This window comes from Mycobacterium sp. smrl_JER01, from assembly GCF_048513595.2.
Taxonomy (GTDB): domain Bacteria; phylum Actinomycetota; class Actinomycetes; order Mycobacteriales; family Mycobacteriaceae; genus Mycobacterium.
Window position 1 is genome coordinate 33,127 of record NZ_JBLXXK020000001.1, and the last position, 26,360, is coordinate 59,486.

Consider the following 26,360-nt stretch of genomic DNA (forward strand, 5'->3'; position numbering starts at 1 on the left):
ATGGTGCTCGACGTCAGCGTTCGGCGGCGTCAGCGTTCGGCGGCGTCAGCATTCGACGACGTTGAGCGCCAATCCCCCGCGCGAGGTCTCCTTGTACTTGTCGGCCATGTCGGCGCCGGTGTCGCGCATGGTCTTGATCGCGGTGTCCAGGCTGACGTGGTGGCTGCCGTCGCCGAACAACGCCATCCGCGCCGCGGTGATGGCCTTGACCGAGGCCACGGCGTTGCGTTCGATGCACGGGATCTGCACCAGCCCGCCGACCGGGTCACAGGTCAGCCCGAGGTTGTGTTCGATGCCGATCTCGGCGGCGTTCTCGACCTGGGCCGGGGTGCCGCCCAGTACGGCGGCCAACGCGCCCGCTGCCATCGAGCAGGCCGAACCCACCTCGCCCTGGCAACCGACCTCCGCACCCGAGATCGATGCGTTGGCTTTGAACAGCTGCCCGATCGCGGCCGCGGTCAACAGGAACTCCACCACGCCGTCCTCGTCGGCACCCGGTACGAACCGCCAGTAGTAGTGCAGCACCGCCGGGATGATGCCGGCCGCACCGTTGGTCGGCGCCGTCACGACCCGCCCGCCCGCGGCGTTCTCCTCGTTGACCGCCAGCGCGTAGACCGTGACCCAGTCCATCGCGTACAGCGGGTCGGACGGGTCGGCTTCCAACGCCTCGGCCAGCGCGCGGGCCCGTCTGCGCACGCGCAGGGTGCCCGGCAGCGTCCCTTCGGCGGCCAGACCGTTCTCCACACATTCACGCATCGCCGACCAGATGCGCAGCAGCCCGTCCCGCAGTCCCGGCCCGTTGCCGATCGCCGCCTCATTACCGGCCACCAGATCGGCGATGCTGCAGCGGTTTTCGCTGGCCAAAGCGATGAGCTCGGCGCCGGTGTGGAACGGGAAGGGAATCGTGACGTCATCGACGGGAGCCGCCGTCGCCTCGTCCTCGTCGACCACGAAGCCGCCGCCGACGGAGTAATAGACGCGCCGGTCGAGGTTGGAGCCGTCGCCGCGACGGGCGTGGAACACCATGCCGTTGCTGTGGAAGTCCATTGCCGTGGTGGACAGGACGATATCGGAAGCCATGTCGAAGGCGATCGATGGCCCGCCGTCCAGGCACAGCCGACGGCTGTCGCGGACGTCCTCGACGCGGGTGTGCGCCGCCACCGGGTCCACCGTCTCGGGCTCTGCGCCCTCGAGCCCGAGCACCACCGCGCCGAGGGTGCCGTGCCCGGTTCCCGTCGCCCCCAGCGACCCGAGCAGTTCGACGCGGACGTGCGCCACCACATCGAGCACCCCGCGGGCGCGCAGACGCTCGACGAACCGGTGTGCCGCGCGCATCGGACCGACCGTGTGCGAACTCGACGGCCCAATTCCGATCGAGAAGAGGTCGAACACCGAAACGGCCATATTTCGAAACGTAGTGGCGAGTGCGCGTCTGCGCCATCCTGCTCACCATTAGAGGACTTAGGACTCCTGTCTGCCAGGTGTTTGCTGCTTAGCGTGGAAATGCCGGACGCCCACCACGGTGTCGCGGCAGGTAGGAGGTCTGGCTGTGGTGCCATCCGAGGCGGCCCTCAAACCGCTGCGTTCGGTGGGGGGTTTCTACGCCATGGCCTTGGACACCCTCGTCGCGATGTTCAAGCCGCCCTTCGCCGGTCGCGAGTTCGTGCTGCAGACCTGGTTCGTCGCGAAGGTGGCCGTCATGCCGACGCTGTGCATGGCGATTCCGTTCACCGTCCTCGTGGTCTTCACCCTCAATGTGCTGCTGACCGAGTTCGGCGCCACCGATTTCGCCGGGACCGGCGCAGCCGCCGCCGCGGTCACAGAGATCGGGCCCATCGTCACGGTGCTCGTCGTCGCCGGCACGGGAGCCACGGCCATGTGCGCCGATCTCGGTTCCCGGACCATCCGCGAAGAACTCGACGCGCTGCGCGTCATGGGCGTGGACCCCGTACACCGCCTGGTGGTGCCCCGAGTTCTGGCAGCCACCCTGGTCGCCGTATCGCTGGTGTCGCTGGTGACCTTCATCGGCCTCGCCGGCTCTTTCGCCTTTGCCGTGTTCGTCCAACACGTCACCCCGGGTGCGTTCGTGGCGGGCCTCACCCTGTTCACCGGACTGCCCGAGATCCTGTTGGGACTGGTCAAGGGCGCCTTGTTCGGCACTGTTGCGGCCCTCATCGCCTGCTACAAGGGAATGTCGGTGCGCCGGGGCCCCCAAGGTGTCGGCAACGCCGTCAACGAAACCGTCGTGTACGCGTTCATCGCCCTGTTCGTCATCAACATCGTCGCGACCGCTGTCTATTACGCGAGTGTGAAATGACCGCGCTGCAACGGCTCCCCCTGCGGGCGACCGCGGCGCAGGGCCTGGCTCGGGGTTGGAACGGTATCGGAACCCAGATCGCGTTCAATGCCCGGTCCGTGCGCGAGATCACGATTGCCCTCGTCCGCTACCGCACCGAGATCCTCCGTCTGATAGCCCAGATGAGCCTGGGCACAGGCGCATTGGCGCTGATCGGGGGCACGGTGGTGGTTGTCGGATTCCTGACTCTGGCCACCGGCGCCGTCATCGCCGTGCAGGGCTACAACGAACTGGCCGGGATCGGCGTGGAGGCGATGACGGGCTTCATCTCCGCCTACGTCAACGTCCGGATCATCTCCCCCGCCGTGGCCGGGGTCGGCTTGGCGGCCACGATCGGTGCAGGAGCCACCGCGCAACTGGGGGCGATGCGCATCGCCGACGAGATCGACGCCCTCGAGGTGATGGCGGTGCGGTCGGTGGCATACCTGGTGTCCACCCGTGTCGTCGCCGGGGTGGTCGTGGTGATCCCGCTGTACTGCGTCGCGATGGTGTGCGCATTCCTGGCGGCCCGGGTCGGCACTACCGGGTTCTACGGTCAGTCCACCGGTATCTACGACCACTACTTCAACACGTTCCTCAACTCGACCGACCTGCTCTGGTCGTTCGGCACCGTGGTGCTGATGGGCGTCGCGGTGATGCTGGTGCACACCTACTACGGCTACACCGCGTCCGGGGGGCCGGCCGGCGTGGGTGAGGCGGTCGGGCGGTCGGTGCGTACATCGTTGATCGTGCTGACCCTGCTGCTGTTGGCAGTCGCCATGTCCATCTACGGCCAGTCCGGCAACTTCCACCTCTCCGGGTAGCACGCGATGTCGGAACCACGGTCGGAAGGACTGAACCCCGGGTGGTGGACGTTGATGTTCGTGGTCGCCGTCATTGCCACGATCGCGACGACGACGGCCCTCTTCTCCGGCTCGCTGCGCGACCGTGTACCGGTGACCCTGATCGCGGATCGCGCCGGTCTGGTGATGGACCGCGGAGCGAAGGTGATGTTCCGAGGCGTGCAGATCGGTCGGGTGGGCAGGGTCGTGGGTGGGCGCGGTCAGGTGAGCTTGACCCTGGAGATCGAGCCGGATCAGCTGGAGTACATCCCGGCCAACGTCGGGGCACGCATCCGGTCCGGAACCCTGTTCAGTGGCAAGTTCGTCGAGCTGGTGTACCTGGGTGACCCCAGCGCCGAGCGGCTGGCCGCGAACGCAGTCATCACCTCCGCCGACGTCAGCACGGAGATCAACACCCTTTTCCGCGATGTCTCCGCCATCCTCGCGCGGGTCGATCCCGAGAAGCTGCAGGCCGTACTGTCCGCGCTCGCCGAAGGCCTGCGCGGCCACGGCGCGACGATCGGCCAGACCATCACCGACACCAACGAGGTGCTCACCGCGATCAACGCCCGCACCGAGACCATCACCGCCGACGGGCGCGCGCTCCGCGAGATCGGCGACACGTACGACGCTGCGGCGCAGGACATCCTGGTCGCACTCGAGGCCGCTACGACCACCAGCGCCACCGTGTCCGGCCACGCCCGGGAACTGGACGCGCTGCTCACCGGTGTGGTCGGCCTGGCCCGCGGCGGTATTGACCTGTTGGGCGCCAGCCAGCCCAACATCACCACGGCGGTCGAGGCCTTCGAGTCAACCGCCCGGCTGCTGCTGAAGTACAGCCCGACCTTCACCTGCACGCTCGTCGGCGCGAAGACCGCTCTGGACTCCGGCTATCTCGACGCCACCGGAGCCGCCAACGGCACCTCGTTGATCCTCGACAGCGCATTGCTGTTCGGGCCGGACGCCTACCGGTACCCGCAGAACCTGCCGATCGTTGGGGCCCGAGGTGGACCGGGAGGACGGCCGGGCTGCGGCTCATTGCCCGACATAGCCGCCAATTGGCCTGTGCGGCAGCTCATCACGAACACCGGGTGGGGCACCGGACTGGACATCCGGCCGAATCCCGGCATCGGATTCCCGGGGTACGCCGATTACTTCCCGGTTACCAGGGCGGTGCCCGAAGCGCCCAGTGTGCGCTATCCGGGTGGCCCGGCGCCCGGCCCGGTCCCCTACCCGGGCGCCCCACCGTACGGAGCAGCGCTGTACGCCCCCGACGGAACCCCGTTGTGGCCCGGCCTCCCTCCGGCGCCGCCGCCCGGCGCGCCTCGCGAACCCGGACCTCCACCGCCGGGCGCGGAACCGTTCGTGGAACCCGCTCCGGCGCACCTGCAGCCCGCGCCGACCCCACCGACGCCGACCGCGGCGTCCCCGACAAGGTGAGGAGGCCACGATGAGGGAGAACCTCCGGGGTGCGTTGTGGCGCGTCGGCATCTTCCTGACAGTGTGCGCTGTCGGCCTGACGGCGATGCTGGCGGTCTTCGCCCAGCTGCGTTTCGAGACCGAAACAAGGTACACAGCGGAGTTCCGCACGGTGTCCGGGCTGGAGAACGGCAATTTCGTCCGGATCGCCGGTGTCGAGGTCGGGAAGGTCCAGAAGATCAGCATTCGGGATGACGGGACCGCCCTGGTGGACTTCGGTACCGACTCCTCAGTGGTACTCACCGAGGGCAGTAGAGCGGTGATCCGCTACCGGAACCTCATCGGGGAGCGTTACCTGGCGCTCGAGGAAGGTGTCGGCGGCACCCGGGTGCTGCGGCCCGGCGCCACCATCCCGCTCTCCCACACGGCACCCGCGCTCGACCTCGACGCACTCCTCGGCGGCTTCCGGCCGCTGTTCCGCGCGTTGGACCCCGAGCAGGTCAACGCACTGTCCGACCAGCTGATCGAAGCTCTGCAAGGCGAAGGCGCGACGATCACGGCGTTCCTGACCCAGGCCGCCAACCTGACCTCCAAACTGGCCGACCGTGACCAGCTGATCGGGCAGGTCATCACCAACCTCCACGCCATGGTGGGGTCGGCGGGCGAGCACAGCGCACAGCTCGCCAGCGCCGTCGATTCACTGTCGGTCTCGCTGGCGTCGATGGCCGAGCGTCGACAGGATCTGCGCAACGGACTGGTCCACGCCAACCAGGCCGCGGCATCTCTGGGTGATCTGCTTTCACAGGGTCGCGAGCCGTTCAAAACCGTTGTCCGCGAGGCTGATCGAACGGCCGATGCCGTGCTATCGGATCGAGAATACTTCGAGCAGCTCCTCGACACCCTGCCCGACGCCTACCGGATGCTGAACCGGCAGGGCCTCTATGGAGATTTCTTCAGCTTTTATCTCTGTGACCTGATCCTGAAGCTGAACGGCAAAGGTGGACAACCCGTCTATGTCAAGGTCGTCGGCCAGAGCGGCGGGAGGTGCACGCCCAGATGAAGTCGTTCGCCGAGCGCGATCCCATCATCGTCGGTGTGGTCGGGGTCGCCATCACCATCGGTGTCGTGATCGGATCCCTCAACTACGGCAAGCTTCCGTTCGTCAGCGGGAACCGTTCCTACTCAGCGTATTTCGCCGAAGCGGGCGGACTGCTGACCGGAGCTGCGGTGCAGGTGGCCGGCTTCAAGGCGGGTGAGGTTACCGATATCGCTCTCGACGGCCCACGGGTGTTGGTCACCTTCGACGTCGACAAGAACATCCGCCTCGGAGTCCGCACCGACGCCGCGATCAAGACCAGGAGCATCCTCGGGGCGAAGGTCCTGGAACTGACGCCGAGAGGTGACGGCACGATGTCGGGACCCATTCCCCTGGACCGGACCACCTCGCCCTACCAACTGCCGGATGCCCTCGGCGATCTGACCGCCACCATCAGTCAGCTCGACACCGAGCGGTTGTCGGACTCCTGGCAGGTCATGGCCGACGAGTTCTCTCAGACCGCTCCCGCGGTCAGGAGCGCACTGCAGGGTGTGGCGCGCTTCTCCCGGACACTCAACGACCGCGACGCACAGCTGCGCAAACTGCTCACCGACGCCGACACGGTGACCAGATTACTGGCGGACCGCAGCGACGCCATCGTGACGATGCTCGCCGACAGCGACGCGCTGCTGACCGACCTGATGAGCCAGAGCCAGGCCCTCGACGAGATCTCGGGCACCATCGCGACGGTGGGCCGCCAGATCGAGGAGGCCGTCGCCGAGAACAGGCAGACGCTGGCGCCCGCGCTGGACAAGTTGAACCAGCTCCTGATGATCGTCGATGACCGAAAGGAACGGATCAGGCTCGCGATCAAGGGTTTCAACCAGTACGCCATGTCGCTGGGAGAATCGATGTCCTCGGGACCGTTCTTCAAGTTCTACATCGCCAACCTGTTGCCCGGGCAGTTCATTCAGCCGTTCGTCGACGCCGCGTTCTCTGACCTCGGCCTCGATCCGGCCGTCCTGACACCGGCCCAGCTGACGGATCCGCAGGTCGGCCAGCCTGGAACGCCGGCGCTGCCGGTGCCGTTCCCCCGGACCGGGCAGGGCGGCGACCCGCGGCTGACCGTGCCCGACGCGATCACCGGCATCCCCGACGATGCCCGCTACCCCTACCGTGAACCGGTGCCGGCACCGATGCCCGGTGGCCCGCCACCCGGACCGCCAGCCGACCCGTCGCCGACCCCGGCGCCGACACCCGTCCTGGTGCCGGGCCCGCCCGTCGACGGGGGTGACCGATGAGCAGGCGTGCCGTCCTGCGCGTCGGCCTGGCCGCCCTGCTCACGGCGGTGTGCGCCGTCGCCACCACGCTGCTGGTGCAGGCTGCCGGCGAAGCGGGCCGACGAACGGTGATCGGCTACTTCGCAAACAGCAACGGCATATTCGTCGGTGACGAGGTGCGCATCCTCGGAGTGCCGGTCGGCAGGATCGACAAGATCGAGCCCGAACCGACCCGAGTCAAGATCACCTTCTGGTACGACGGCCGGTATCAGGTGCCCGCCGAGGCCAACGCAGTGATCCTCTCCCCCGCCATCGTGACCGCACGGGTCATCCAGCTGACACCGGCCTACACCGGCGGGCCGGAGTTGCCGGACCACGCAGTGATCAACGAAGATCGCACCGCCGTTCCGGTCGAGTGGGACGACCTGCGCCTGCAGCTGGAGCGAATCAGCGATCTGGTGCGACCGACTGAGCCGGGAGGAACGAGCACGCTCGGATCCGTCGTGCACACCACCGCCGAGACGCTGCGCGGTCAGGGTGCCGATCTGCGGAAGACGATCATCGAACTGTCACAGGCGATTTCGCTGCTCGATGACCACAGCGACGAGCTGTTCGGCAGCCTGGCGAACCTGTCGATCCTGGTCTCGGCCCTGCAGGACAGCGGCGAGGTTATGCGACGGCTCAACACCAACCTCGCTTCTGCGACCGGGCTGTTGATCGACGACGGCAATGAGATCGGGAACGCCGTCTCGGCGCTCGACGCCGTGGTCGGAGATCTGCGCACGTTCGTCGCCGACAACCGGGAATCGTTCGGTGTCGCGACGGACAGACTCATGTCGGTCTCCACGACGCTGACGGCCAGTCTCGAGGACATCAAGCAGTCGCTGCACGTCGCCCCGAACGCGCTGCAGAACCTCATGAACACCTATCAACCCGCACAAGCCACGATGGGTGGCGCGTACGCCTTCAATAACTTCGCGGACCCGATCACCTTCTTGTGCGGAGCGATACAGGCCGCGTCGCGGTTGGGTGCCGAGCAGTCGGCCAAGCTGTGTGTCCAGTATCTGGCGCCGATCGTCAAGAACCGCCAGTACAACTTTCCGCCGCTGGGCGAGAACCTCATCGTCGGAGCCGCCGCCCGGCCCAATGAGGTCACCTACAGCGAAGACTGGATGCGACCCGACTACATTCCGCCGCCGACCACGAATCCGGCTGCGCCACAGCAGCAGTGGCCGCTCCTGCCGGCCGAGGCACGGCACCCCCATCCGTCTGAGGGTCTGACCGGGATGATGCTGCCGCAGGAGGGCCGATGAGACACCCAACGCTGACCCGGATGACGGCCGCACTGGTCGCTGTGGCGATGGCAGCCACCGGCTCCGCGTGTGCGTGGCGCGGCCTGAACTCGATACCCCTGCCGGGGACCGCGGGCCGGGGCCCGGGCTCCTACACGATCCAGGCGCAACTGCCCGACGTCCGCACCATCGAGCCGAATTCCCGGGTGCAGGTGGACGACGTGACGGTCGGGACCGTCACCAGGATCGAGCGTCAGGGCTGGCACGCGCTGTTGACGATGAGCATCGACGGCGGCGTCGAGCTGCCGGCAAACGCGACGGCAACCGTCGGCCAGAGCGGCCTGCTCGGTTCGCTGCACGTCGAACTGGCACCGCCCAGTGATGGTCCACCGAGCGGAAGGCTGCAGGACGGGTCGCTGATCCCGCTGTCGTCGGCCGGCCGGTACCCCTCGAGCGAGCAGATGCTGTCGGCGATCACGTTGCTGCTCAACGGCGGCGGCGTCGGCGAGGTGCACGACATCACGGAGTCACTGGGCACCGCGCTGTCCGGTCGTGAACAGGACCTGCGCAGTCTGCTCGATCAGTTGGACAGGTTCAGCCGCTACGCCGACGACCAGGCCGGCGACATCATCGCCACCGCGGAGAGCCTCAACAGGCTGGCGGGACAGTTCGCCGACGAGAAACCGGTTCTGGACAACGCCCTGGAGACCATCCCCGCGGCGCTGCAGGTGATCAACCATGAGCGGCAGAATCTGGTGGACGCACTCGATGAACTCGGCGAGTTCAGCGCACTGGTGGCCGATTCCACGAATCGAACCACGGACAGTCTGGTCGCCGAACTCTCCAGTCTCGGTCCGGTGCTGCAGTCAGTGGCCGATGCCGGGCCCGCACTGACCCGGGCTCTGGGCCTGTTCGCCACCTACCCGTTCCCGACCGACAACGTCGGGGTCTGGCAGCGCGGTGACTATGCCAACCTCACCGCTGTGATCGACCTGACGTTGAGTCGCCTCGACGCGTCGTTTCTCACCGGGACACGCTGGGAGGGTGACCTGACCGAGTTGGAGTTGCAGTGGGGCCGCACGATCGGCCAGCTGCCCAGCCCCTACACCGGGGGCAATCCCCTCCTTGCGCCGTACCGGTGGGACCAAGGGCGATGACGTGCCCCCGCTGACACTACGCATCCGCATTCAGCTGGCGGTCTTCGCCGCGGTCGCACTGGTCTTTGCCTCTGCCATGGTCTTCGGCTATATCAGGCTGCCCGCCATGTTCGGGATCGGCCGCTATCAGGTCACCGTCGAACTGCCACGGACCGCGGGCGTCTACCCCGGCGGAAACGTCACCTATCGCGGAGCGGAGGTCGGCCGCATCAAGGACGTACACCTGACCGAGACCGGAGTGGCGGCGGTGCTGTCACTGAGGTCGGGCCTGCCGATCCCCGCGGACCTCGACGCGCAGGTGCACAGCCAGTCGGCGGTCGGTGAGCAGTACATCGCGCTGCTGCCCCGGAGGGTTTCGGCGCCGCTGAAGGAGGGCGACGTGATCTCCGTGGACCGAACCTCGGTGCCCCCCGACTTCGACTCGGTGCTGGACTCGTTGAACACCGGACTCAACGCGATCCCTCACGACGACCTGCAGACGGTGGTCGACGAGTCCTACGTCGCATTCGCCGGCCTCGGGCCGGACCTGTCCCGGCTCGTCACCGGAGGCGGCCGGCTCGCGGCCGACGCGCGCGAGAACCTCGACCCGCTGCTCAATCTGATCGACCGATCGACACCGATCCTGCAGGCGCAGAAAGACTCCCGGACGGCAATCGGCGAATGGTCCACGCAGGTGGCGACGATCGGTCAACAGGTGCGTGACAGCGACGGCGCGATCGCCCAGCTTCTGCAACAGGGTCCCCCGGCGGTCGAGGAAGCCCGCCTGCTTCTGGAGCGGATCCAGCCGACGGTGCCGATCCTGGCCGCGAACCTGGCCAGCGTGGCGCCCGTACTGGTCACCTACCAGGCCCACCTCGAGCAGCTGCTCGTACTGCTGCCGCAGGGTGCGGCCGTCGCGCAGGCGATCGTGCTGGCCAACCGGGATAGTCCGCAGCCCTACCGGGGTGCGTACCTGAGCCTGAACCTCAGTCTCAACCAACCGCCGCCGTGCACCACCGGCTTCCTGCCCGCGCAGCAGCAACGGGCAGCGGTGCTGGAGGACTACCCGGACCGGCCGCCCGGCTATCTCTACTGCCGGGTGCCCCAAGACTCGTCGCTGGGTGTGCGCGGTCTGCGGAACCTCCCGTGCGTCACCCGTCCCGGTAAACGCGCACCCACTGTCGCGATGTGCGAGAGCGACGAGGTGTACGTGCCGCTGAACGACGGCTACAACTGGAAGGGCGACCCAAACGCGACGGTATCGGGCCAACCGGTTCCCCAACCACCAACTGTTCCAAGCGAACCCACGCCGGTCGCGGCAGCAGAGTACGACCCTGCGACGGGGATGTACACCGGACCCGACGGGCAGGTGCACCGCCAGGGCGACCTGGTCGGCGGCGCGAGCGGCGACCGCCCGTGGCAGTCGATGCTGGTGCCGCCGAGCCGGCCCGTCAGGGCTTCGGGGTGACTTCGACGCTGGGCGGTAGCGGCGAAGGTTCGGGTTGGGTGGAGCGCCGCACAATGGAGAACGTCACCGCTCCCCCGGCCAGCACCGCGACGGTGATCCCGGCCAACAACAGCGGACGTCGTCGGGCACGGGAGCTACGAGGGGACTTGCGGGCCTTCTCCAGGGCCTGCGGCAGTCCGGCGACAACCTCCTGGGCAGCGGCGACCTCGGCGGCCAGCACCTCTTGGGCGTTGGCGAGTTCGGCCTTAACCTGTCGTGCGACCTTGCTGCGGCGGTACCGATCGGCGGTCCACGAGGCAGAGGAGAGCACCGAGCCGACTCCGAGACCCACCACTCCCCTGGTGACGTCGACCGGCCCCACCGTCGAGTACTTCAAACCACGGGAGAGCCGCTGGCTCGGGGTCAGTCGTTCGCGGGTCTTGGAGCTCATGTCCCACCTCATTTCGGGCTGTCGGATGTCCGCGCCCCAGCCTGCCATCTCGGCCCAGCGGACGGCGGCTGGTTGGCCGTCAGACCGGGCGTGGCAGACTGGATCGCCGTGACGAGTCCTATACAGACCGCGACCGCGACCCTGCACACCAACCGCGGCGACATCAAGATCGCCCTGTTCGGAAACCATGCCCCCAAAACGGTGTCCAACTTCGTCGGATTGGCCCAGGGCACCAAGGAATACAGCACGGAGAATGCGTCGGGTGGCTCGTCAGGGCCGTTCTACGACGGCGTGATCTTCCACCGCGTGATCGACGGCTTCATGATCCAGGGTGGCGACCCCACCGGCACCGGCCGTGGCGATGCGGGCTACAAGTTCGCCGACGAGTTCCATCCCGAGCTTCAGTTCGACAAGCCCTACCTGCTGGCGATGGCCAACGCCGGGCCGGGCACCAACGGCTCCCAGTTCTTCATCACCGTCACCGAGACGCCGCACCTGAACCGCCGGCACACCATCTTCGGCGAGGTCGTCGACCCCGAGTCACGCAAAGTTGTGGACGCGATCGCCACCACGGCGACCGATCGCAGCGATCGCCCCACCGACCCGGTGGTGATCGAGTCGATCACCATCTCCTAGCTTCACCTAGCCAAATGTGCGGCCGGAGCAGGCCGGCTCGCAGACGAGCCCGGCCTGGTCCGTCGTGCCCAGCACGACAGGCCATGCCGGTGTCACGACGGCGCGGTGCCCGGGGCGTAACCGGCGTCGGTGAGAGCGTCGAGCACGCGCAGCGGATCGGTGCCGAGGTCCCAGCGACTCAGCACCATCAGTTTGTCGTCGGTGGTGTCGATCTCCAGTAATCGGACTTTTCTGCCGATACGCCGGAACTCGGTGATGCGGATGCGGTTGATATCGGCGGTTGTGAGCTGCCTCACGCCGAACCACCCGCGATAGACCAAACCCGCGTCGGTGATTGCCAGTTTTGGACGCGCACGCCACGATGCCACTGCAAACAACACCAGACCGACACCCGCCGCCCCGACGAGAACGCGCCCAGGAGGGTCTGTGACCAGCGTCACAGCCCCCACGCCCATCAACACACCCAACAATCCGGCGACGACGATGCTTGCCGGGGGCGGGCCCCATTGAGTTTGCTGCATGGGCTGCTTACACCCTCCTACCGCGAAGAACGAGGTTATCCACAGGTGCTATCCCCAATGGGGATGAATAACATCCGTGTGATCTGGTGACCGCCGGGTTGCGCGCGAGAGAACGCGAAGCATCGAGGATGGATTCAATCCGGGCACCCCGGCGCCCTACCTCCACCGCATGGTCAGCAGCAGGCCGGTGATCATGAAAGCAAACGCGATCGCGTAGTTCCAGACATTCAGATCGGCCATCCACTGCAGGAAGCCAGGGACGTCGGGTCCGCTGCCGGCCAACTGGAACACAATCAGCCACACCAGCCCGATCAGCATCAGACTGACGAAGAACACCACAAACCACATGCTGGACGGGCCGGCCTTGACCTTGACCGGAGTCCGGCTCACCGGATTGATGGTGAAGTCGTTCTTCTTGCGGACCTTGGACTTGGGCATGCGTACCTTCGGACGTTCGGCGCCGCGTCTGGTACCGGTGCGGTCAACGACCGGTCAGTGCGACGATGTGTGGGTAAAGCCTAACGCAGGGCGACAGAGCAGCTTCGTAGAGACAGAGCAGCTTCGTAAAGACAGAGCAGCTTCGATCAGACGAGGCAGCTTCGAATCTTCCGACTGAAAGACCGAGCACCGAAAGAGACGACATGGACGACGGCAGCACAGCACGCCGTAGTCGATCCCGGTGGCGCCTCGGGGTCCCGGTGGTATGTGTCGCCGCCGGCCTGCTGCTCGGGACCACCCACGGCGTTTCCGGAGGCGACGAGATCCGTCGCAGCGACGCGCCGCGGCTGGTCGACCTGGTGCGCGAATCCCAGCAGTCTGTCGATGGGCGGACCGCCGACCGGGATGCGCTGGCATTGGAGATCGACAACCATCACGGGGGCTCCCCGGGTGCGGATGCCGCCTTGACCGCCATTCTGAACCGCGGGGATCTGCTGGCCGTCGAGGCCGGACTGTCCCCGCTGCGTGGCCCAGGCCTGGTCGTCACCCTCACCGACGCCCAGCGCGATGCGCAGGGCCGCTTCCCCCGGGACGCGTCACCGGACGACCTCGTGGTGCATCAGCAGGACATCTCGGCCGTGCTCAACGCGTTGTGGCGCGCCGGGGCCGAGGGCATCCAGGTACAGGATCAGCGGCTCATCGCGACGTCGGCGGTCCGGTGCGTCGGCAACACCCTGCTACTCAACGGCCGGACTTACAGTCCGCCGTACGTCATCTCAGCCGTCGGGGACGCCGACGCCATGCAATCGGCGCTGGCCGAGTCCGAATTGGTGACGCTCTACAAGCGGTACGCGGTGCGGTTCGGGCTCGGATACACCGAGGAGACCCGCGACGACGTGGAGTTGGCGGCCTACGAGGGGACGGTGCGGATGAAGTACGCCCGGCCGATCGGACCCCTCGGTTACTGATCGCGGGTCAGCGACCGCTTGGTCACCCGAACGATCTCCACTGCGACCTCTGGGGAGCGACCAACGTTCCTGCGAACCCGACCGCTGCCGCCGCTGTGCCCGTGATTTAGGCACGACTGTCAATTTAGCTGTTGGCAGCCGGATTCGATTGCGCAAGGCGGTCGAGCGGGTAAAGAGGAGTCAAACCTGAAGTGCCACAACCGGAATTGTTGCGCCTCGCGAAGGGGTGCGCCCTCGGGCCACGTCTGGTACCTTCGCTGCATAAGCGCTGAGCAAATCCACAGGTATCTGACAGCGAACGTTCAGCATCGGTCTACCGGTGCGACGACCGTGACATGGACCAGGTTGTGGGTTGCCGGCGTTGATCGCACCCCGTCGGCCAGGAGGATCGGTGTGAACAATCCGCGCCATCGGGCACTCGCGGCCATGGTTGCCGTATCGCTACCGCTCGGCCTATCACTGCCGCCCGCACCGCTGGCGACCGCCGCCACCGTGCTGGTCTCGGAGGGACTCAGACAGGAGCGGGGCAGCGCGCAGACGGCATTCAATGGCGCGTTCTGCAAGCAGAACACCTGCCGCTCGATCAGCTCCGGTCCGCTCGATGTGCAGACCAGCTCGCGGCAGCTCCAGGACGCGGTCGATGCCACACCCGGGGACATCATCCTGGTGGGGTACTCGCTGGGCGCCGCCGGAACCTATGACCGTCTGCGCGAGTGGGAGCGGGACCCGGACCGGGCGCCGGATCCGGAACGGGTGATCCTGATCGTCACCTACGGAAATCCGGTGAACAAGTTCGGCGGAGCGGACCGCAGGCTGCCCGGCACCGGACTGCCGGCACACCAGCCGTACCAACATCTCGACGTCGTCGCCCAGTACGACAGTGTCGCCGACCGGCCCACCCGGTTCGGGCTGTACTCGGCGATCAATGCCCAATTCGCCCGTCACTTCGCCTATTTCGAGGACATCGATATCGATGATCCGGACAACCTGGTCTACCGGGACGGCAACACCACCTACATGCTGATCGAGGCGAAGACGTTGCCAATGCTGGTTTGGGTGCAGCCGTTCGTCAGCGAGCAGCGCATGAGTGAGCTGGACGCGCGGTTCCGGCCGCTGGTGGAGCGCGACTACGACCGGCCCGACTACGTGCGGCAGGGGGAGGGAGCCGACTGGGGCAATGGAACCCCACCTCCGAGCGTGGCACCGCCCAGTGTGGCGACTGCGCCGGAGCCGTCGCCCGGAGCGTTCGAGGCGGCGGAGCAGCCCGCGACCGTGCAGGCATTGTCCGGTGAGCGCCGCAGCCAGGCGGCGGAACCGGAAGTGGACTACAGCCCCGACGATGGCACCGACGACAGCACCGACGAAGGCACGGACTACGACACGGACGAGGCTGAGGACGCGTGGGCTGATGCGGTGTCGTCCGACGACGACGGCGCCGACGGCGACGACCGGGGCAGCGGGTGGACGACCTCGCTGTCGCCCAGGGCGCTGCTCTTCGGTGGCGGTCGCGGCGACGACACCCGGCAACGGGCCGGCGACAGCGTCACCGGCGGCGGCACCGACAGCGACAGCACCGGCCCGGGCAGCAGTGGCAGTGGTGGCGCAGCCGGCGGTGACGGCGGCACCGACAAGTAGGCGGGCGACGCGGCCTGAGCGGTCGAACGCAGCCGAGCGGTAGCCTGTCCGGATGCAGGTTCTGGTCGTCGACAACTACGACAGCTTCGTGTTCAACCTGGTCCAATACCTGGGTCAGCTCGGAGTGGACGCCCAGGTGTGGCGCAACGACGACGACCGACTGGGCACCGACGCCGACGTACAGCACGCCGCCGAGGAGTTCGACGGGGTGCTGCTCAGTCCCGGGCCCGGCACCCCGGAACGCGCGGGGGCTTCCATCGACCTGGTCCACGCGTGCGCACAGACACGTACTCCGTTGCTCGGGGTTTGTCTCGGGCATCAGGCGATCGGCGTCGCATTCGGCGGGACCGTCGACCGCGCACCGGAACTGCTGCACGGCAAGACCAGTACGGTCCACCACACCGATCAGGGTGTGCTGAAGGGGTTGCCGGACCCGTTCATCGCGACGCGCTACCACTCGCTGACCATCCTGCCCGAGACAATGCCCGCCGAGCTGGAAGTCACCGCGACGACCGTCCCGGGCCAGGGAGCCGATGTGCCGGGCGGCGTGGTCATGGCCGTCCGGCATGTCGAACTGCCGATCCACGGTGTGCAGTTCCACCCTGAGTCAATCCTGACCCAGGGCGGCCATCGGATGCTCGCGAACTGGCTGGGGTACTGCGGCCAGACACCCTCGGAGGCACTCGTGCGCCGGCTCGAGAACGAAGTCGCCGACGCGGTCGCCGCCGCTACGACGCGAAGTTCAGCGTGATCCTGCTGCCATAGTTGACACCGGTGCCCGGTGACGGGCTCTGGTTCACCACCGCGTTCGTGCGCTGACCGCTGTTGGGGACATCTGCGCCCTTGTCCAGGACCCCGGTCCAACCCAGCGCCCGCAACCGCGGTTCGGCGTCGGTCCAGAACTGCCCGGTGAGATCCGGCATCACGAACTGATTGCCCCGCGACACCTGCATCTGGATCACGGTGTCCTCGGGAACCGTCTGCCCGGCCCCGGGTTCCAGACCGATCACCTGGCCGGCGGTGACGGTGCTGTCCACCTCGACCGGCACCGACCGAGTGAAACCTGACGTCGACAGGATCTGCTGGCATACCTCCACGGTCTGCCCGACGCATTCCGGAACGATCGCGGTCGCCGGGCCCTGACCCACCACGATGGTGATTTCGTTGGTGATCGCCGAGGTCTGATTGGCCGGCGGGACGGTCGAGAGCACCTGATCCCGCTGTTCGGGCGTCGACGTCGACGTGGTCTGCCGGAACCGCTCGAAGCCGGCATCGGTGAGGCGGCGTACCGCTTCGGCGTAGCTGAGGCCGGACACGTCGGGCACCTCGCGTTGTTCCGGACCGGTCGAGACATTGAGCGTGATCTCGTCACCGGCCGCCACCGAGGTGTTCGCGTCCGGCTCGGTGTTGATCACATGATCCGGGGGCACCTCGGAGTCCGGCTTCTGCTGCGTGCGGATGGTGAAGCCCCGGTTCTGCAGTGTCGCGATCGCGTCGGCCGAGGCCTGGCCACCGACGTCGGGGACCTGCACGTCGCGGGTCTCACCACCGAACATGTTGATGCCGATCGTGACAACGACGGTGAGCACCGCCAGCACGGCGACGGCGATCAGCCAGCGGCCCAGCGACCCCCCGCGCGGACTCTCGGTGTACCGCGGCTGATGGCCACCGGCCGGCTCGATCGGCTCGGTCCGGTGGTGGCCGGGCGCCGCGGCGAGCATCGAGGTGCGTTCGGCGTCGGTGAAGACCTTGGGCGCGTCCGGGGTTTCCCCGCTGTGCACGCGAACCAGGTCGGCGCGCATCTCCGCGGCGGTCTGGTACCGGTTGTCGGGGTTCTTGGCCAGTGCCTTGAGTACCACCGCGTCCAACTCGGGGGAGATGTCGCTGTGCCGCTGCGACGGCGGCACCGGGTCCTCCCGGACATGCTGGTAGGCCACCGCGACGGGGGAGTCCCCGACAAACGGCGGTTCCCCGGTCAGGATTTCGTAGAGCACACAGCCCAGCGAGTACACGTCGGAGCGGGCGTCGACCTTGACTCCGCGGGCCTGCTCGGGCGAGAGGTACTGCGCGGTGCCGATGACCGCCGCGGTCTGGGTGACCGGGTTGCCGGCGTCGGCGATTGCGCGAGCGATGCCGAAGTCCATCACCTTCACCGCGCCGGTCTTGCTGATCATGATGTTGGCCGGCTTGACGTCGCGGTGGATGATGCCGTGCTGGTGGCTGAAGTTCAGCGCCTGACAGGCGTCGGCGATCACCTCGATGGCGCGCTGCGAAGGCATCGGGCCCTCGTTGTGCACGATGTCGCGCAGGGTGACCCCGTCGACGTACTCCATCACGATGTAGGGCAGCGGCCCGGTCGGCGTCTCCGCCTCACCGGTGTCATAGACCGCGACGATCGCCGGATGGTTCAGGGCGGCGGCATTCTGCGCTTCACGGCGGAACCGCAGATAGAAGCTGGGGTCGCGGGCCAGATCGGCGCGCAGCACCTTGATCGCGACGTCGCGGTGCAATCGCAGGTCGCGTGCCAGATGGACCTCGGACATGCCGCCGAAGCCCAGAATCTCGCCGACTTCGTAGCGGTCGGAAAGGTGCTGTGGGGTCGTCATCGCTGTATCTGTTCTGAAACGTGCAGGCTCGTCACCGTCGACGGGTTGTCAACGGGCCGGGATACCCAGTATCGGTCAGGTTCATCATGGCCAAAGGCAGGTGGAGCCGCGCCCGGTGTCTCCGCTGGTGGCGACACCGTCTCGCCGGTGGGGGTCTCGGTGATCGTGGTCGGCGCCGGGGCATCCCTGCGGTCCTGGGCGTTGAGCACGATCAGGATGGCGATCACGATCGCCAACGCGCCCAGCACACCGGCGGCCCACAGCAGCGCGCGCTGCCCGGAGGAGAACGTGCGACGCGGCGGCGGGGCCGAGCGGTGATGGCTTCCGGTCGCGCGTGCCCGCGACGTCGCGGCCGGGGCGCGCCCGGTGGGTTCGGGGCCCGGTCTGGCCGCGATCGCCGGGGGCACCGCTGTCGGTGCCGCACGCCCGATGGACGGCGCGGCATTGGGCCGGGGGGGCCGGCGTCCGGATCGCACCGCCGCGACGGCGTCGGCGAACGGGCCGCCGGACTTGTAGCGCATGCCGGGATTCTTGACCAGGGTGATCTCGATCAGCTCACGCACGTTGGGCGGCAGATCGGCGGGCAGCGGGGGAGGAGTTTCCTTGATGTGCTTCATCGCAACGGTCAGCGCGCCGTCACCGGTGAACGGCCGCTTGCCCGAGACCGCTTCGTAGCCGACCACCCCGAGCGAGTACACATCGCTGGCGGCGGTGGCGTCGTGGCCCAGCGCCTGCTCGGGCGCAATGTACTGCGCGGTGCCCATGACCATGCCGGTCTGGGTCACCGGGGCGGCGTCGACGGCCTTGGCGATGCCGAAATCGGTCAGCTTCACCTGCCCGGTCGGCGTGATGAGGATGTTGCCCGGTTTGACGTCGCGGTGGACCAGACCGGCGGTATGGGCGACCTGCAGCGCCCGTCCGGTCTGCTCGAGCATGTCGAGGGCATGGCGCAGTGACAGCCGGCCGGTGCGTTTGATCACCGAGTTCAGCGGTTCGCCGTTGACCAGTTCCATCACCAGGTACGCGGTGCGGCCCTCGCCGTCGATGTCGGTCTCGCCGTAGTCGTAGACGCCGGCGATACCCGGATGGTTCAGCATGGCCACCGTGCGGGCCTCGGCGCGGAACCGCTCGACGAACTCCGCGTCCGTCGAGTACTCGGCTTTGAGGACCTTGATGGCGACCCGGCGGCCCAGGCGCGAGTCGACGCCCTCCCAGACCTGGCCCATGCCGCCGGTCGCGATGAGCCGCTGCAGCCGGTAGCGCCCGGACAGCGTGACTCCGACTCTTGGACTCATTTCTCGCCTCCGGCGAGGTGCCTCATTGGTGCGCCTCCGGCGAGGTGCCTTATTGGTGCGCCTCCGGCGAGGTGCCTCATGATGCCCCCCTCAGGGCCGCGGCGATGGTGGCGCGGCCGATGGGCGCTGCCAGCTCACCACCTGTGGCCGACAGCCGGTTCCCGCCGTTCTCGACGAGCACCGCCACTGCGACCTTGGGTGCCTGGGCAGGTGCGAAGGCGATGTACCAGGCATGCGGCGGCGTGTTGCGCGGGTCCGTGCCGTGCTCCGCAGTGCCGGTCTTGGATGCGATCTGCACGCCGGCGATGGCTCCCTTCTGCTGCGTCACCTGCTCGGCGGCGACCATCAAGTCCGTAAGTGTATCCGCGACTTGCTCGGTGACGACCCGCCGCTCTTCGGCGGGTGCCGTGGTGGCGATGTTCGACAGATCCGGACCGCGCAGGCTTTCCACCAGGTAGGGACGCATCGCGACACCGTTGTTGGCAACGGTGCCGGCGATCATGGCGTTCTGTAACGGAGTCAGCGCGACGTCGCGCTGCCCGATGCTCGACATACCGAGCGCCGCATCGTCGATGATCGGGCCGACGGTGGATTCGGCCACCTGCAGCGGAATGGTCGGCGGTACCTCACCGACTCCGAAGGCGTCCGCGGTGGTGCGCAGCGGGTCGGCGCCGGTGTCGATGCCCAGCTGGACGAATGCGGTGTTGCACGAATGGGCGAATGCGTACTGCAGCGATGTGGTCGGGCCGCCTCCGCACGGGGCGCCGCCGAAGTTCTCCAGCGTCGCCGTGCTGTCGGGCAACGGGATTCGCGGCGCCGCCGTCAGCTGGGTGTCCGGCGTCGCCCCGGCCTGCAGTGCCGCCGCGGTGGTGACCACCTTGAACGTCGACCCGGGGGGATAGGTCTCCGAGATCGCCCGGTTGAGCAAGGGTGAGTCGGGATCGTCGCGCAGCCGCTGCCAGGTTTCGGCCTGCTCGGCGACATCATGGGTGGCCAGCAGGTTGGGATCGTAGGACGGTGCGGACACCATCGCCAGGATCTTGCCGGTTGACGGTTCCAAGGCCACCACCGCGCCCGTGCACGGCCCGTCGCAGCCCTTCTCCATCGCGTCCCACGCCGCCTGCTGGACCTGCGGATTGATCGTCGTCGCGACGTTTCCGCCACGCGGGTCACGGCCGGTGAAGAAGTCGGCCAGCCGACGGCCGAACAGCCGCTGGTCGGAGCCGTTGAGAATGGTGTCCTCGGCGCGTTCGAGACCGGTGCTCGAATAGCTCAGCGAGTAGAAGCCGGTGACCGGCGCGTAGGCCAGCGGGTTGGGGTAGACGCGCAGGAAGCGGAACCGGCCCTGGGTGGACACCGAGTAGGCCAGCAGCTGTCCGCCGGCGGTGATCTGGCCGCGCTGGCGGGAGTACTCATCGAGCAGCACCCGCTGGTTGCGCGGATCCGACCGCAACCCGTCGGCGGTGAAGACCTGGGTGAGGGTGGCGTTGGCCAGCAGCAGCACGACCAGGGCCATGATCATGACGGAGATGCGGCGCAGTGAGGTGTTCATACCTTCTGGATCACCTCGGTACTGGCTGCGGCGATATTGCCCGGCGGCAACGCCGTTGTGCCGATCGGCCGGCGGGCGGCATGCGAGATGCGGACCACGATCGCCAGCAGTAGGTAGTTGGCCACCAGCGACGAGCCGCCGTAGGACATCCACGGCGTGGTCAGTCCGGTCAACGGGATCAGCTTGGTGACACCGCCGACGACGATGAACAGCTGGATCGCCAACGTGGCCGCCAGGCCCGCGGCCAGCAGCTTGCCGAAGCTGTCCCGCACCGCGATCGCGGTGCGCAATCCGCGGATGATCACGATGGTGTACAGCATGAGCACCGCCGAAAGGCCAACGAGCCCAAGCTCTTCGCCGATGGCGGCGATGATGAAGTCGGTGGACGCGGCGGGAACCGTGCCGGGCTGGCCGTTGCCGAGGCCGGTACCGAAGATGCCGCCGGTGGCGAAGCTGAACAGCGACTGCACCATCTGGTAGCCCGCACCGTCGGGGTCGGCGAACGGATCGCGCCAGGTCTGCACCCGCACCCGAACGTGGTCGAAAAGGTAATACGCCGCAACGCTTCCGGCGGCGAACAAGCCCAGGCCGAGCACCACCCAGCTGAACCGTTCGGTCGCGATGTACACCATCACCAGAAACGACGCGTACAACAGCAGCGAGGTGCCGAGGTCCTTCTCGAAGACCATCACCGCGATGGACGCGATCCAGGCGGCGAGCAGCGGGGCCAGGTCCCGGGGCCGGGGGAGATCCATTCCCAGAACGTGCTTTCCGGCGCTGGTGAAGAGATTGCGCTTGGACACCAGCACCGCGGCGAAGAAGATCAACAGCAGGATCTTGGAGAACTCGGCCGGCTGAATCGAGAAGCCCTCGAACTGAATCCAGATCTTGGCGCCGTTCTGCTCCGACATCTCCCTGGGCAACACGGCCGGAATGGCCAGCAGCACCAAACCGGTCAGGCCGCAGACGTACCCGTAGCGCGACAGCATGCGGTGATCGCGCAGGAAGATGACGACCAGGGAGAACCCGATGACTCCGGCCAGCGTCCACAGCATCTGCTGATTGGCGGTGCCGCCCAAGCCCTGGGAGGTGTTCTCACCCTCGGCGAGGTCGAGGCGGTGAATCATCACCAGCCCCAAGCCGTTCAGCAGCGCCACCACGGGAAGCAACAGCGGGTCGGCATACGGGGCGAAGCGGCGGACAGCCAGATGCGCACCGGTGAACAGGGCCAGATAGGCGACGGTGTATTGGGCCAGATCCCAGCGCAGCCCCTGTTCCTGGTTGGCCTCGACGAGCAGCAACGCCACCGTGGTGATCAGCGCGGCGAAGCCGAGCAGGAACAGCTCGGCGTTGCGGCGGTTCGGCAGCGCAGGGGTCACCGCGACAGCGGGCTGCGGCTGGGTCGTCATGAGATTTCCCGGCAGTTCGTTCCCGGCTCAGGCGGTGGGGGCGGCAGCGCGGTCACCGTCGGAGAGGGCGACAGGGACGGTGCAGGAGACGGGCTGGGCGCGGGGGCCGGCGACGTGGGCGAGGGGGCCGGTGTGGTGGCCGCGCGTGGAGTTTCCGGTGCGGGACTGGTCGGCGACGGCGCCGCCGAGGTCGGCGACGGCCCGGTGGTCGCGGGGGCGGGCCCGGTGGTCGTGGGTGCGGTTCGGGGCGCCGGAGCGGGCGGCCGGGACGTCGGTGGCGGAGGCGGAGGAGCGCACACCGGGAGCACGGAGCTGCGGGACAGTTCCTCGATCTGGCGGATGGCTTCGTCGAGGGAACCCGAGGGCAGGCCGGCGATGACCTGGGCGCGCTCCGACGGGCGCATGTCGTCGACGCCGAGCAGGCGGCAGCCCAGGTTTTCGCGCGGTTGGCCGGCGCTGATGAGGGAGAGTTCGTTGCGGGCGTTCAGACAGCCCAGGAGGTAGGGCTCCTGCAGGGAGACACCGAGGAAGGAGCCCTGAACCCCTCGCATGATCGAGACGGTGCCGGCGTTCTCGCTAACGTAATAGTTGTTGCGCACGATCTCGCGTCCGACCGCCAGGCCCGCCAGCACCACCAGGACCACAACGACGGCGGCGATGATCATCCGGCGCCGGGACCGTGGACGCGGCGGTGGCTCTTCTGGTTGTTGCACAACACGTTTGGCGGCGTTGCGTTTCGGATTGAAGGCCGACGCGCGTCCTGCCGCGGTGTTCGGCGGTGCGGTCTGGTCGTCGTCGCCGGACACCGCGCCCGCCAGGATGGGTTGGGTTTGTCCGTAGTCGTAGTCGACGACGTCGGCGACGACCACGGTGACGTTGTCGGGGCCGCCACCGCGTAGCGCCAGTTCGATGAGCCGGTCCGCGCTTTCGGCGACGTCGTCGATCTGCAGCGCCTCGGCGATGGTGTCGTGACTGACCGGGTCGGACAGTCCGTCCGAGCACAGCAGGTACCGGTCACCGGCGCGCGCCTCGCGCATGATGAGTGTCGGCTCCACCTCGTGCCCGGTCAGCGCGCGCATGATCAGGGACCGCTGCGGATGGCTGTGGGCCTCCTCCGCCGTGATGCGGCCTTCGTCGACCAACGTCTGGACGAAGGTGTCGTCCTTGGTGATCTGGGTGAGCTCACCGTCGCGCAGCAGGTAGCCGCGCGAGTCGCCGATGTGGACCAAGCCAAGCCGGTTGCCTGCGAACAGGATTGCCGTCAGGGTGGTGCCCATACCCTCGAGCTCGGGATCGGCCTCGACGTGGGCTGCGATCGCCGAGTTGCCCTCGCGGACCGCGGCGTCGAGCTTGCTGAGCAGATCGCCGCCCGGTTCGTCGTCGTCGAGGTGCGCCAGCGCGGCGATCACCAGCTGGGAGGCCACCTCGCCGGCGGCGTGGCCACCCATACCGTCGGCGAGGGCCAGAAGCCGTGCTCCGGCATAGACGGAGTCTTCGTTGTTGGCGCGCACCAACCCCCGGTCGCTGCGGGCGGCGTATCGCAGGACGAGGGTCACGGGCGCAGCTCGATCACCGTCTTGCCGATTCGCACCGGTGTGCCCATCGGAACTCGTACCGCTGTCGTCACCTTCGCCCTGTCGAGGTATGTACCGTTGGTCGATCCTAGGTCCTCTACATACCATTCCGGACCTCGTGGCGAGAGCCTGGCGTGGCGCGTAGAGGCGTAATCGTCGGTCAGCACGAGCGTGGAGTCATCCGCACGCCCGATCAACACCGGCTGCGTCCCCAACGGGATGCGGGTACCGGCCAGCGCACCCTCGGTGACCACCAGCTGACGGGGGACTGTTCGGCGGGCGCCCTTGGGCAACAGCGAACCGCGCAACGCCAGGCCGCGGCGCACCATCACCGCGCCGGTCGGCGCGTAGATGTCGGTGCGCAGGATGCGCAGGACCGACCAGATGAACAGCCACAGCAGCAGCAGGAAGCCCACGCGGGTCAGCTGCAGTACCAGGCCCTGCATCTGACGTCCTCTCCGTCCGCGTGACACTCCTCGCGCAAGCGCTCGTCGGCCTAACTCTCCTCGCGCAAGCGCTCGTCGGCGTACTTTCGGCACCGCCACCATACTGGGGCGTCGATCGCCATGAGTGCCACGCGACCGCTACCCCCGAGCGGCGCAGCCTCAGTGAACGCGGACGATGATCTCAGAGTGGCCGAGCCGGATGACGTCGCCGTCGGCCAGCTGCCACTCCTGAACCGGAGCGTTGTTCACCGTGGTGCCGTTGGTGGAGTTGAGGTCTGACAATAGCGCGACCTGACCGTCCCAGCGGATCTCCAGGTGCCGGCGCGACACCCCCGTGTCGGGCAGGCGGAACTGTGCGTCCTGTCCACGGCCGATCACGTTGGCGCCTTCGCGCAGCTGGTAGGTGCGACCGCTGCCGTCGTCGAGCTGCAGGGTGACGGTCGCCGCGGCCGCCGGGTAGTCACCCTGCGCGCCGTAACCGCCGTAACCGGCCTGTTGGCCATAGCCCTGCTCGCCGTAGCCCTGGTCGCCGTAGCCCTGGTCGCCGTAACCCTGATCGCCATAGCCGGCCGGTTCGGCGTAGCCCTGGTCGCCGTACCCGGCCGGGGGCTCGCCGTAACGGCCGTAGTCGGGCTGGGCGTAGTCCTGACGCCCGTAGGACTGCTGGCCGCCGGGTCCGCCGTAGCCGCCCTGCTCGGGATAGCCGGGGCGACCCTGGGCGCCGTAGCCGCCCTCGTCGGGCCTGCGCCCGTAGTCGTAGTCGCTGGACGGCGGGCCGTATCCGGGCTGACCGCCGGGAGGAGGTCCGTATCCGGGCGGGGCCTGCCGGTAGCCCTGGTCGGGGTAGCCACCGGGCGGGGGTCCGTAGCCGGCAGGTGGGCGCTGCTCGTAGGACTGCGGGGGGTAGCCGCCCTGCTCGGGGTAGCCACCCTGGTCCGGATAACCGCCGTGCTCGGGATAGCCACCGCGGGGCGGGTAGCCCTGCTCGGCCGGCGGCGGGTAGCCGCCCTGGTCGGCCTGCGGGTATGCGCCGCGGGGTTCGTCCGCGCGGCCGTAGCGGTCCTCGTCGGGACGACCTTCGGGGCGGTTGTAATAGTCGTCGGCCGGCCGACCCTGGCCGCCGCGGTACGTCGGGTTGTCGCTCATCGGTGGTACTCCTGGTTCTGCCTGGGACGTGACGTCTCGTGGGGGTGGAGCGGGTTCGACTGTGGTCGCGTCTGGATTGACCGCGCCACGCGCGCGAAACTGTCCGGTGTGCAGGTTGGGTGACTGCTCGAATCTGACGACCACATCACCATACGTTTGCCACCCCTGCTCATGGATGTATCCCTCCAAGTGCTTGGCGAACGTGGTTGCGGTGATGTCCGGATCGGCACTCACCTTCTGGTAGTCAGGCACACTGAGGGTAATGACGTAGTCGTTCGGGGCCAAAATGTGCCCACCGTGGAGTTCGCGGACGCCGGCGCCGGCCTCCCGACGGAGCAGGGACTCGACCTCCTGCGGGACGATCGAACCGCCGAATACCCGGGCAAAGGCGTCGCCGACCGTATCCTCGAGCTTGCGCTCGAAGCGGCCGACCAGTCCCATCTCCCCGTTCGCCTCCCTCGCTGGTGATGCGCCACTCTCCGCTACGCAAAGTCGCCCCAGCGTGTCGGCTGGTGGCCTACCTGCATGCATGGTATCGGCCCTCTGAGACCAAACGTGACCCACAGAACTGTGAGAATCGCATCGAAGCAGGTCACAGGCCTGCTAGCGATGGTTTTGGAGTTCCGGGGGGTGCGCCAGTACGGTTGCGAGGCCGGGATGCCTGCGTGATAGGCTCCCTCGGTCATTCGGGCGAGTGGCGGAATGGCAGACGCGCTGGCTTCAGGTGCCAGTGTCCTTCGGGACGTGGGGGTTCAAGTCCCCCTTCGCCCACCGCGAGGAGTTCTACGAACTCCAGGCGCTAAGGTCACGATCCAGATATGGGTCGTGACCTTTGTGTTTCGTCGGGTTGGTGGACTGGTGTGTGCCGGTTCCGCCGTCGCGGGACTTAGTCGCGC

23 protein-coding genes and 1 tRNA gene are annotated in these 26,360 nt (G+C 67.7%); 13 read left to right on the plus strand and 11 right to left on the minus strand.

All coding sequences use genetic code 11. From position 1 onward, the window contains the following. Nucleotides 1-45: 45 nt before the first annotated feature. A complete protein-coding gene (locus ACNUDN_RS00195; RefSeq protein WP_419120067.1) occupies nucleotides 46-1,404 on the minus strand; it encodes an L-serine ammonia-lyase in 1,359 nt (452 codons plus the stop codon). Nucleotides 1,405-1,549: 145 nt separating this feature from the next. Between ACNUDN_RS00195 and ACNUDN_RS00200 the strand changes: the two genes are divergently transcribed. The 8 genes from ACNUDN_RS00200 to ACNUDN_RS00235 are packed head-to-tail and all read left to right on the plus strand — an operon-like array spanning nucleotide 1,550 to nucleotide 10,808. Then, nucleotides 1,550-2,317 carry an MlaE family ABC transporter permease gene (locus ACNUDN_RS00200; RefSeq protein WP_419120068.1) on the plus strand — a complete coding sequence of 256 codons (768 nt, stop codon included), beginning with the start codon at nucleotides 1,550-1,552 and terminating at the stop codon, nucleotides 2,315-2,317. After that, on the plus strand, nucleotides 2,314-3,159 hold the full coding sequence (locus tag ACNUDN_RS00205; RefSeq protein WP_419120069.1) for an ABC transporter permease: 846 nt from the start codon (nucleotides 2,314-2,316) through the stop codon (nucleotides 3,157-3,159). Before ACNUDN_RS00200 ends, ACNUDN_RS00205 begins: the two co-directional genes overlap by 4 nt. Before the next feature lie 6 nt (nucleotides 3,160-3,165). Then, nucleotides 3,166-4,617, plus strand: a complete 1,452-nt coding sequence (locus ACNUDN_RS00210; RefSeq protein ID WP_419120070.1) for an MCE family protein — start codon at nucleotides 3,166-3,168, stop codon at nucleotides 4,615-4,617. Nucleotides 4,618-4,627: 10 nt separating this feature from the next. Then, complete coding sequence (locus tag ACNUDN_RS00215; RefSeq protein WP_419120071.1) at nucleotides 4,628-5,656, plus strand: MCE family protein; 1,029 nt, start codon at nucleotides 4,628-4,630, stop codon at nucleotides 5,654-5,656. After that, nucleotides 5,653-6,933 carry an MCE family protein gene (locus ACNUDN_RS00220; RefSeq protein WP_419120072.1) on the plus strand — a complete coding sequence of 427 codons (1,281 nt, stop codon included), beginning with the start codon at nucleotides 5,653-5,655 and terminating at the stop codon, nucleotides 6,931-6,933. Before ACNUDN_RS00215 ends, ACNUDN_RS00220 begins: the two co-directional genes overlap by 4 nt. Next, nucleotides 6,930-8,225, plus strand: a complete 1,296-nt coding sequence (locus ACNUDN_RS00225) for an MCE family protein (protein WP_419120073.1) — start codon at nucleotides 6,930-6,932, stop codon at nucleotides 8,223-8,225. Before ACNUDN_RS00220 ends, ACNUDN_RS00225 begins: the two co-directional genes overlap by 4 nt. Next, nucleotides 8,222-9,361: an MCE family protein gene (locus ACNUDN_RS00230; RefSeq protein ID WP_419120074.1), complete on the plus strand. Its 1,140-nt coding sequence runs from the start codon at nucleotides 8,222-8,224 to the stop codon at nucleotides 9,359-9,361. The genes ACNUDN_RS00225 and ACNUDN_RS00230 overlap by 4 nt, the downstream gene beginning before the upstream one ends. Nucleotide 9,362: 1 nt before the next feature. After that, complete coding sequence (locus ACNUDN_RS00235; protein ID WP_419120075.1) at nucleotides 9,363-10,808, plus strand: MCE family protein; 1,446 nt, start codon at nucleotides 9,363-9,365, stop codon at nucleotides 10,806-10,808. Here the strand turns inward: ACNUDN_RS00235 and cwsA are convergent. Continuing rightward, complete coding sequence (gene cwsA / locus ACNUDN_RS00240; RefSeq protein ID WP_419120076.1) at nucleotides 10,792-11,238, minus strand: cell wall synthesis protein CwsA; 447 nt, start codon at nucleotides 11,236-11,238, stop codon at nucleotides 10,792-10,794. The genes ACNUDN_RS00235 and cwsA overlap by 17 nt on opposite strands. Before the next feature lie 90 nt (nucleotides 11,239-11,328). Here cwsA and ACNUDN_RS00245 point away from each other — a divergent pair, with 90 nt between their 5' ends. Beyond that, complete coding sequence (locus ACNUDN_RS00245; protein ID WP_419120077.1) at nucleotides 11,329-11,874, plus strand: peptidylprolyl isomerase; 546 nt, start codon at nucleotides 11,329-11,331, stop codon at nucleotides 11,872-11,874. Between the two features lie 92 nt (nucleotides 11,875-11,966). On the opposite strand, the gene ACNUDN_RS00250 is transcribed toward ACNUDN_RS00245, so the two are convergent. Together ACNUDN_RS00250 and crgA are read right to left on the minus strand one after the other, a co-directional pair. Continuing rightward, on the minus strand, nucleotides 11,967-12,395 hold the full coding sequence (locus tag ACNUDN_RS00250) for a PH domain-containing protein (RefSeq protein WP_419120078.1): 429 nt from the start codon (nucleotides 12,393-12,395) through the stop codon (nucleotides 11,967-11,969). A 156-nt stretch (nucleotides 12,396-12,551) separates the two neighbouring features. Beyond that, nucleotides 12,552-12,833 carry a cell division protein CrgA gene (gene crgA / locus ACNUDN_RS00255; protein ID WP_419120079.1) on the minus strand — a complete coding sequence of 94 codons (282 nt, stop codon included), beginning with the start codon at nucleotides 12,831-12,833 and terminating at the stop codon, nucleotides 12,552-12,554. A 203-nt stretch (nucleotides 12,834-13,036) separates the two neighbouring features. On the opposite strand from crgA, the gene ACNUDN_RS00260 reads away from it, so the two are divergent. From ACNUDN_RS00260 to ACNUDN_RS00270, 3 genes are all read left to right on the plus strand, one after another. Continuing rightward, nucleotides 13,037-13,801 carry a DUF881 domain-containing protein gene (locus ACNUDN_RS00260; protein WP_419120080.1) on the plus strand — a complete coding sequence of 255 codons (765 nt, stop codon included), beginning with the start codon at nucleotides 13,037-13,039 and terminating at the stop codon, nucleotides 13,799-13,801. Between the two features lie 393 nt (nucleotides 13,802-14,194). Then, nucleotides 14,195-15,436, plus strand: a complete 1,242-nt coding sequence (locus ACNUDN_RS00265) for a PE-PPE domain-containing protein (protein WP_419120081.1) — start codon at nucleotides 14,195-14,197, stop codon at nucleotides 15,434-15,436. A gap of 52 nt (nucleotides 15,437-15,488) precedes the next feature. Then, nucleotides 15,489-16,187 (plus strand): aminodeoxychorismate/anthranilate synthase component II, encoded by a 699-nt coding sequence (locus tag ACNUDN_RS00270; protein ID WP_419120082.1) that lies wholly within the window; start codon nucleotides 15,489-15,491, stop codon nucleotides 16,185-16,187. Here the strand turns inward: ACNUDN_RS00270 and pknB are convergent. From pknB to ACNUDN_RS00305, 7 genes are all read right to left on the minus strand, one after another. Then, complete coding sequence (gene pknB / locus ACNUDN_RS00275; RefSeq protein WP_419120083.1) at nucleotides 16,165-18,042, minus strand: Stk1 family PASTA domain-containing Ser/Thr kinase; 1,878 nt, start codon at nucleotides 18,040-18,042, stop codon at nucleotides 16,165-16,167. The two genes, ACNUDN_RS00270 and pknB, sit on opposite strands and share 23 nt — an antisense overlap. Beyond that, a complete protein-coding gene (locus tag ACNUDN_RS00280; protein WP_419120084.1) occupies nucleotides 18,039-19,337 on the minus strand; it encodes a protein kinase domain-containing protein in 1,299 nt (432 codons plus the stop codon). Before ACNUDN_RS00280 ends, pknB begins: the two co-directional genes overlap by 4 nt. 76 nt (nucleotides 19,338-19,413) lie before the next feature. Next, on the minus strand, nucleotides 19,414-20,889 hold the full coding sequence (gene pbpA / locus ACNUDN_RS00285; protein ID WP_419120085.1) for a D,D-transpeptidase PbpA: 1,476 nt from the start codon (nucleotides 20,887-20,889) through the stop codon (nucleotides 19,414-19,416). Beyond that, nucleotides 20,886-22,298 (minus strand): FtsW/RodA/SpoVE family cell cycle protein, encoded by a 1,413-nt coding sequence (locus ACNUDN_RS00290; protein WP_419120086.1) that lies wholly within the window; start codon nucleotides 22,296-22,298, stop codon nucleotides 20,886-20,888. Before ACNUDN_RS00290 ends, pbpA begins: the two co-directional genes overlap by 4 nt. Then, nucleotides 22,295-23,854, minus strand: a complete 1,560-nt coding sequence (locus tag ACNUDN_RS00295) for a PP2C family protein-serine/threonine phosphatase (protein WP_419120087.1) — start codon at nucleotides 23,852-23,854, stop codon at nucleotides 22,295-22,297. Before ACNUDN_RS00295 ends, ACNUDN_RS00290 begins: the two co-directional genes overlap by 4 nt. After that, nucleotides 23,851-24,318: an FHA domain-containing protein FhaB/FipA gene (locus ACNUDN_RS00300; RefSeq protein WP_419120088.1), complete on the minus strand. Its 468-nt coding sequence runs from the start codon at nucleotides 24,316-24,318 to the stop codon at nucleotides 23,851-23,853. The genes ACNUDN_RS00295 and ACNUDN_RS00300 overlap by 4 nt, the downstream gene beginning before the upstream one ends. A 159-nt stretch (nucleotides 24,319-24,477) precedes the next feature. After that, nucleotides 24,478-25,905: an FHA domain-containing protein gene (locus tag ACNUDN_RS00305; RefSeq protein WP_419120089.1), complete on the minus strand. Its 1,428-nt coding sequence runs from the start codon at nucleotides 25,903-25,905 to the stop codon at nucleotides 24,478-24,480. A gap of 247 nt (nucleotides 25,906-26,152) precedes the next feature. Between ACNUDN_RS00305 and ACNUDN_RS00310 the strand changes: the two genes are divergently transcribed. Next, nucleotides 26,153-26,235: transfer RNA gene (locus ACNUDN_RS00310), tRNA-Leu, on the plus strand. The last annotated feature ends 125 nt before the right edge of the window (nucleotides 26,236-26,360 follow it).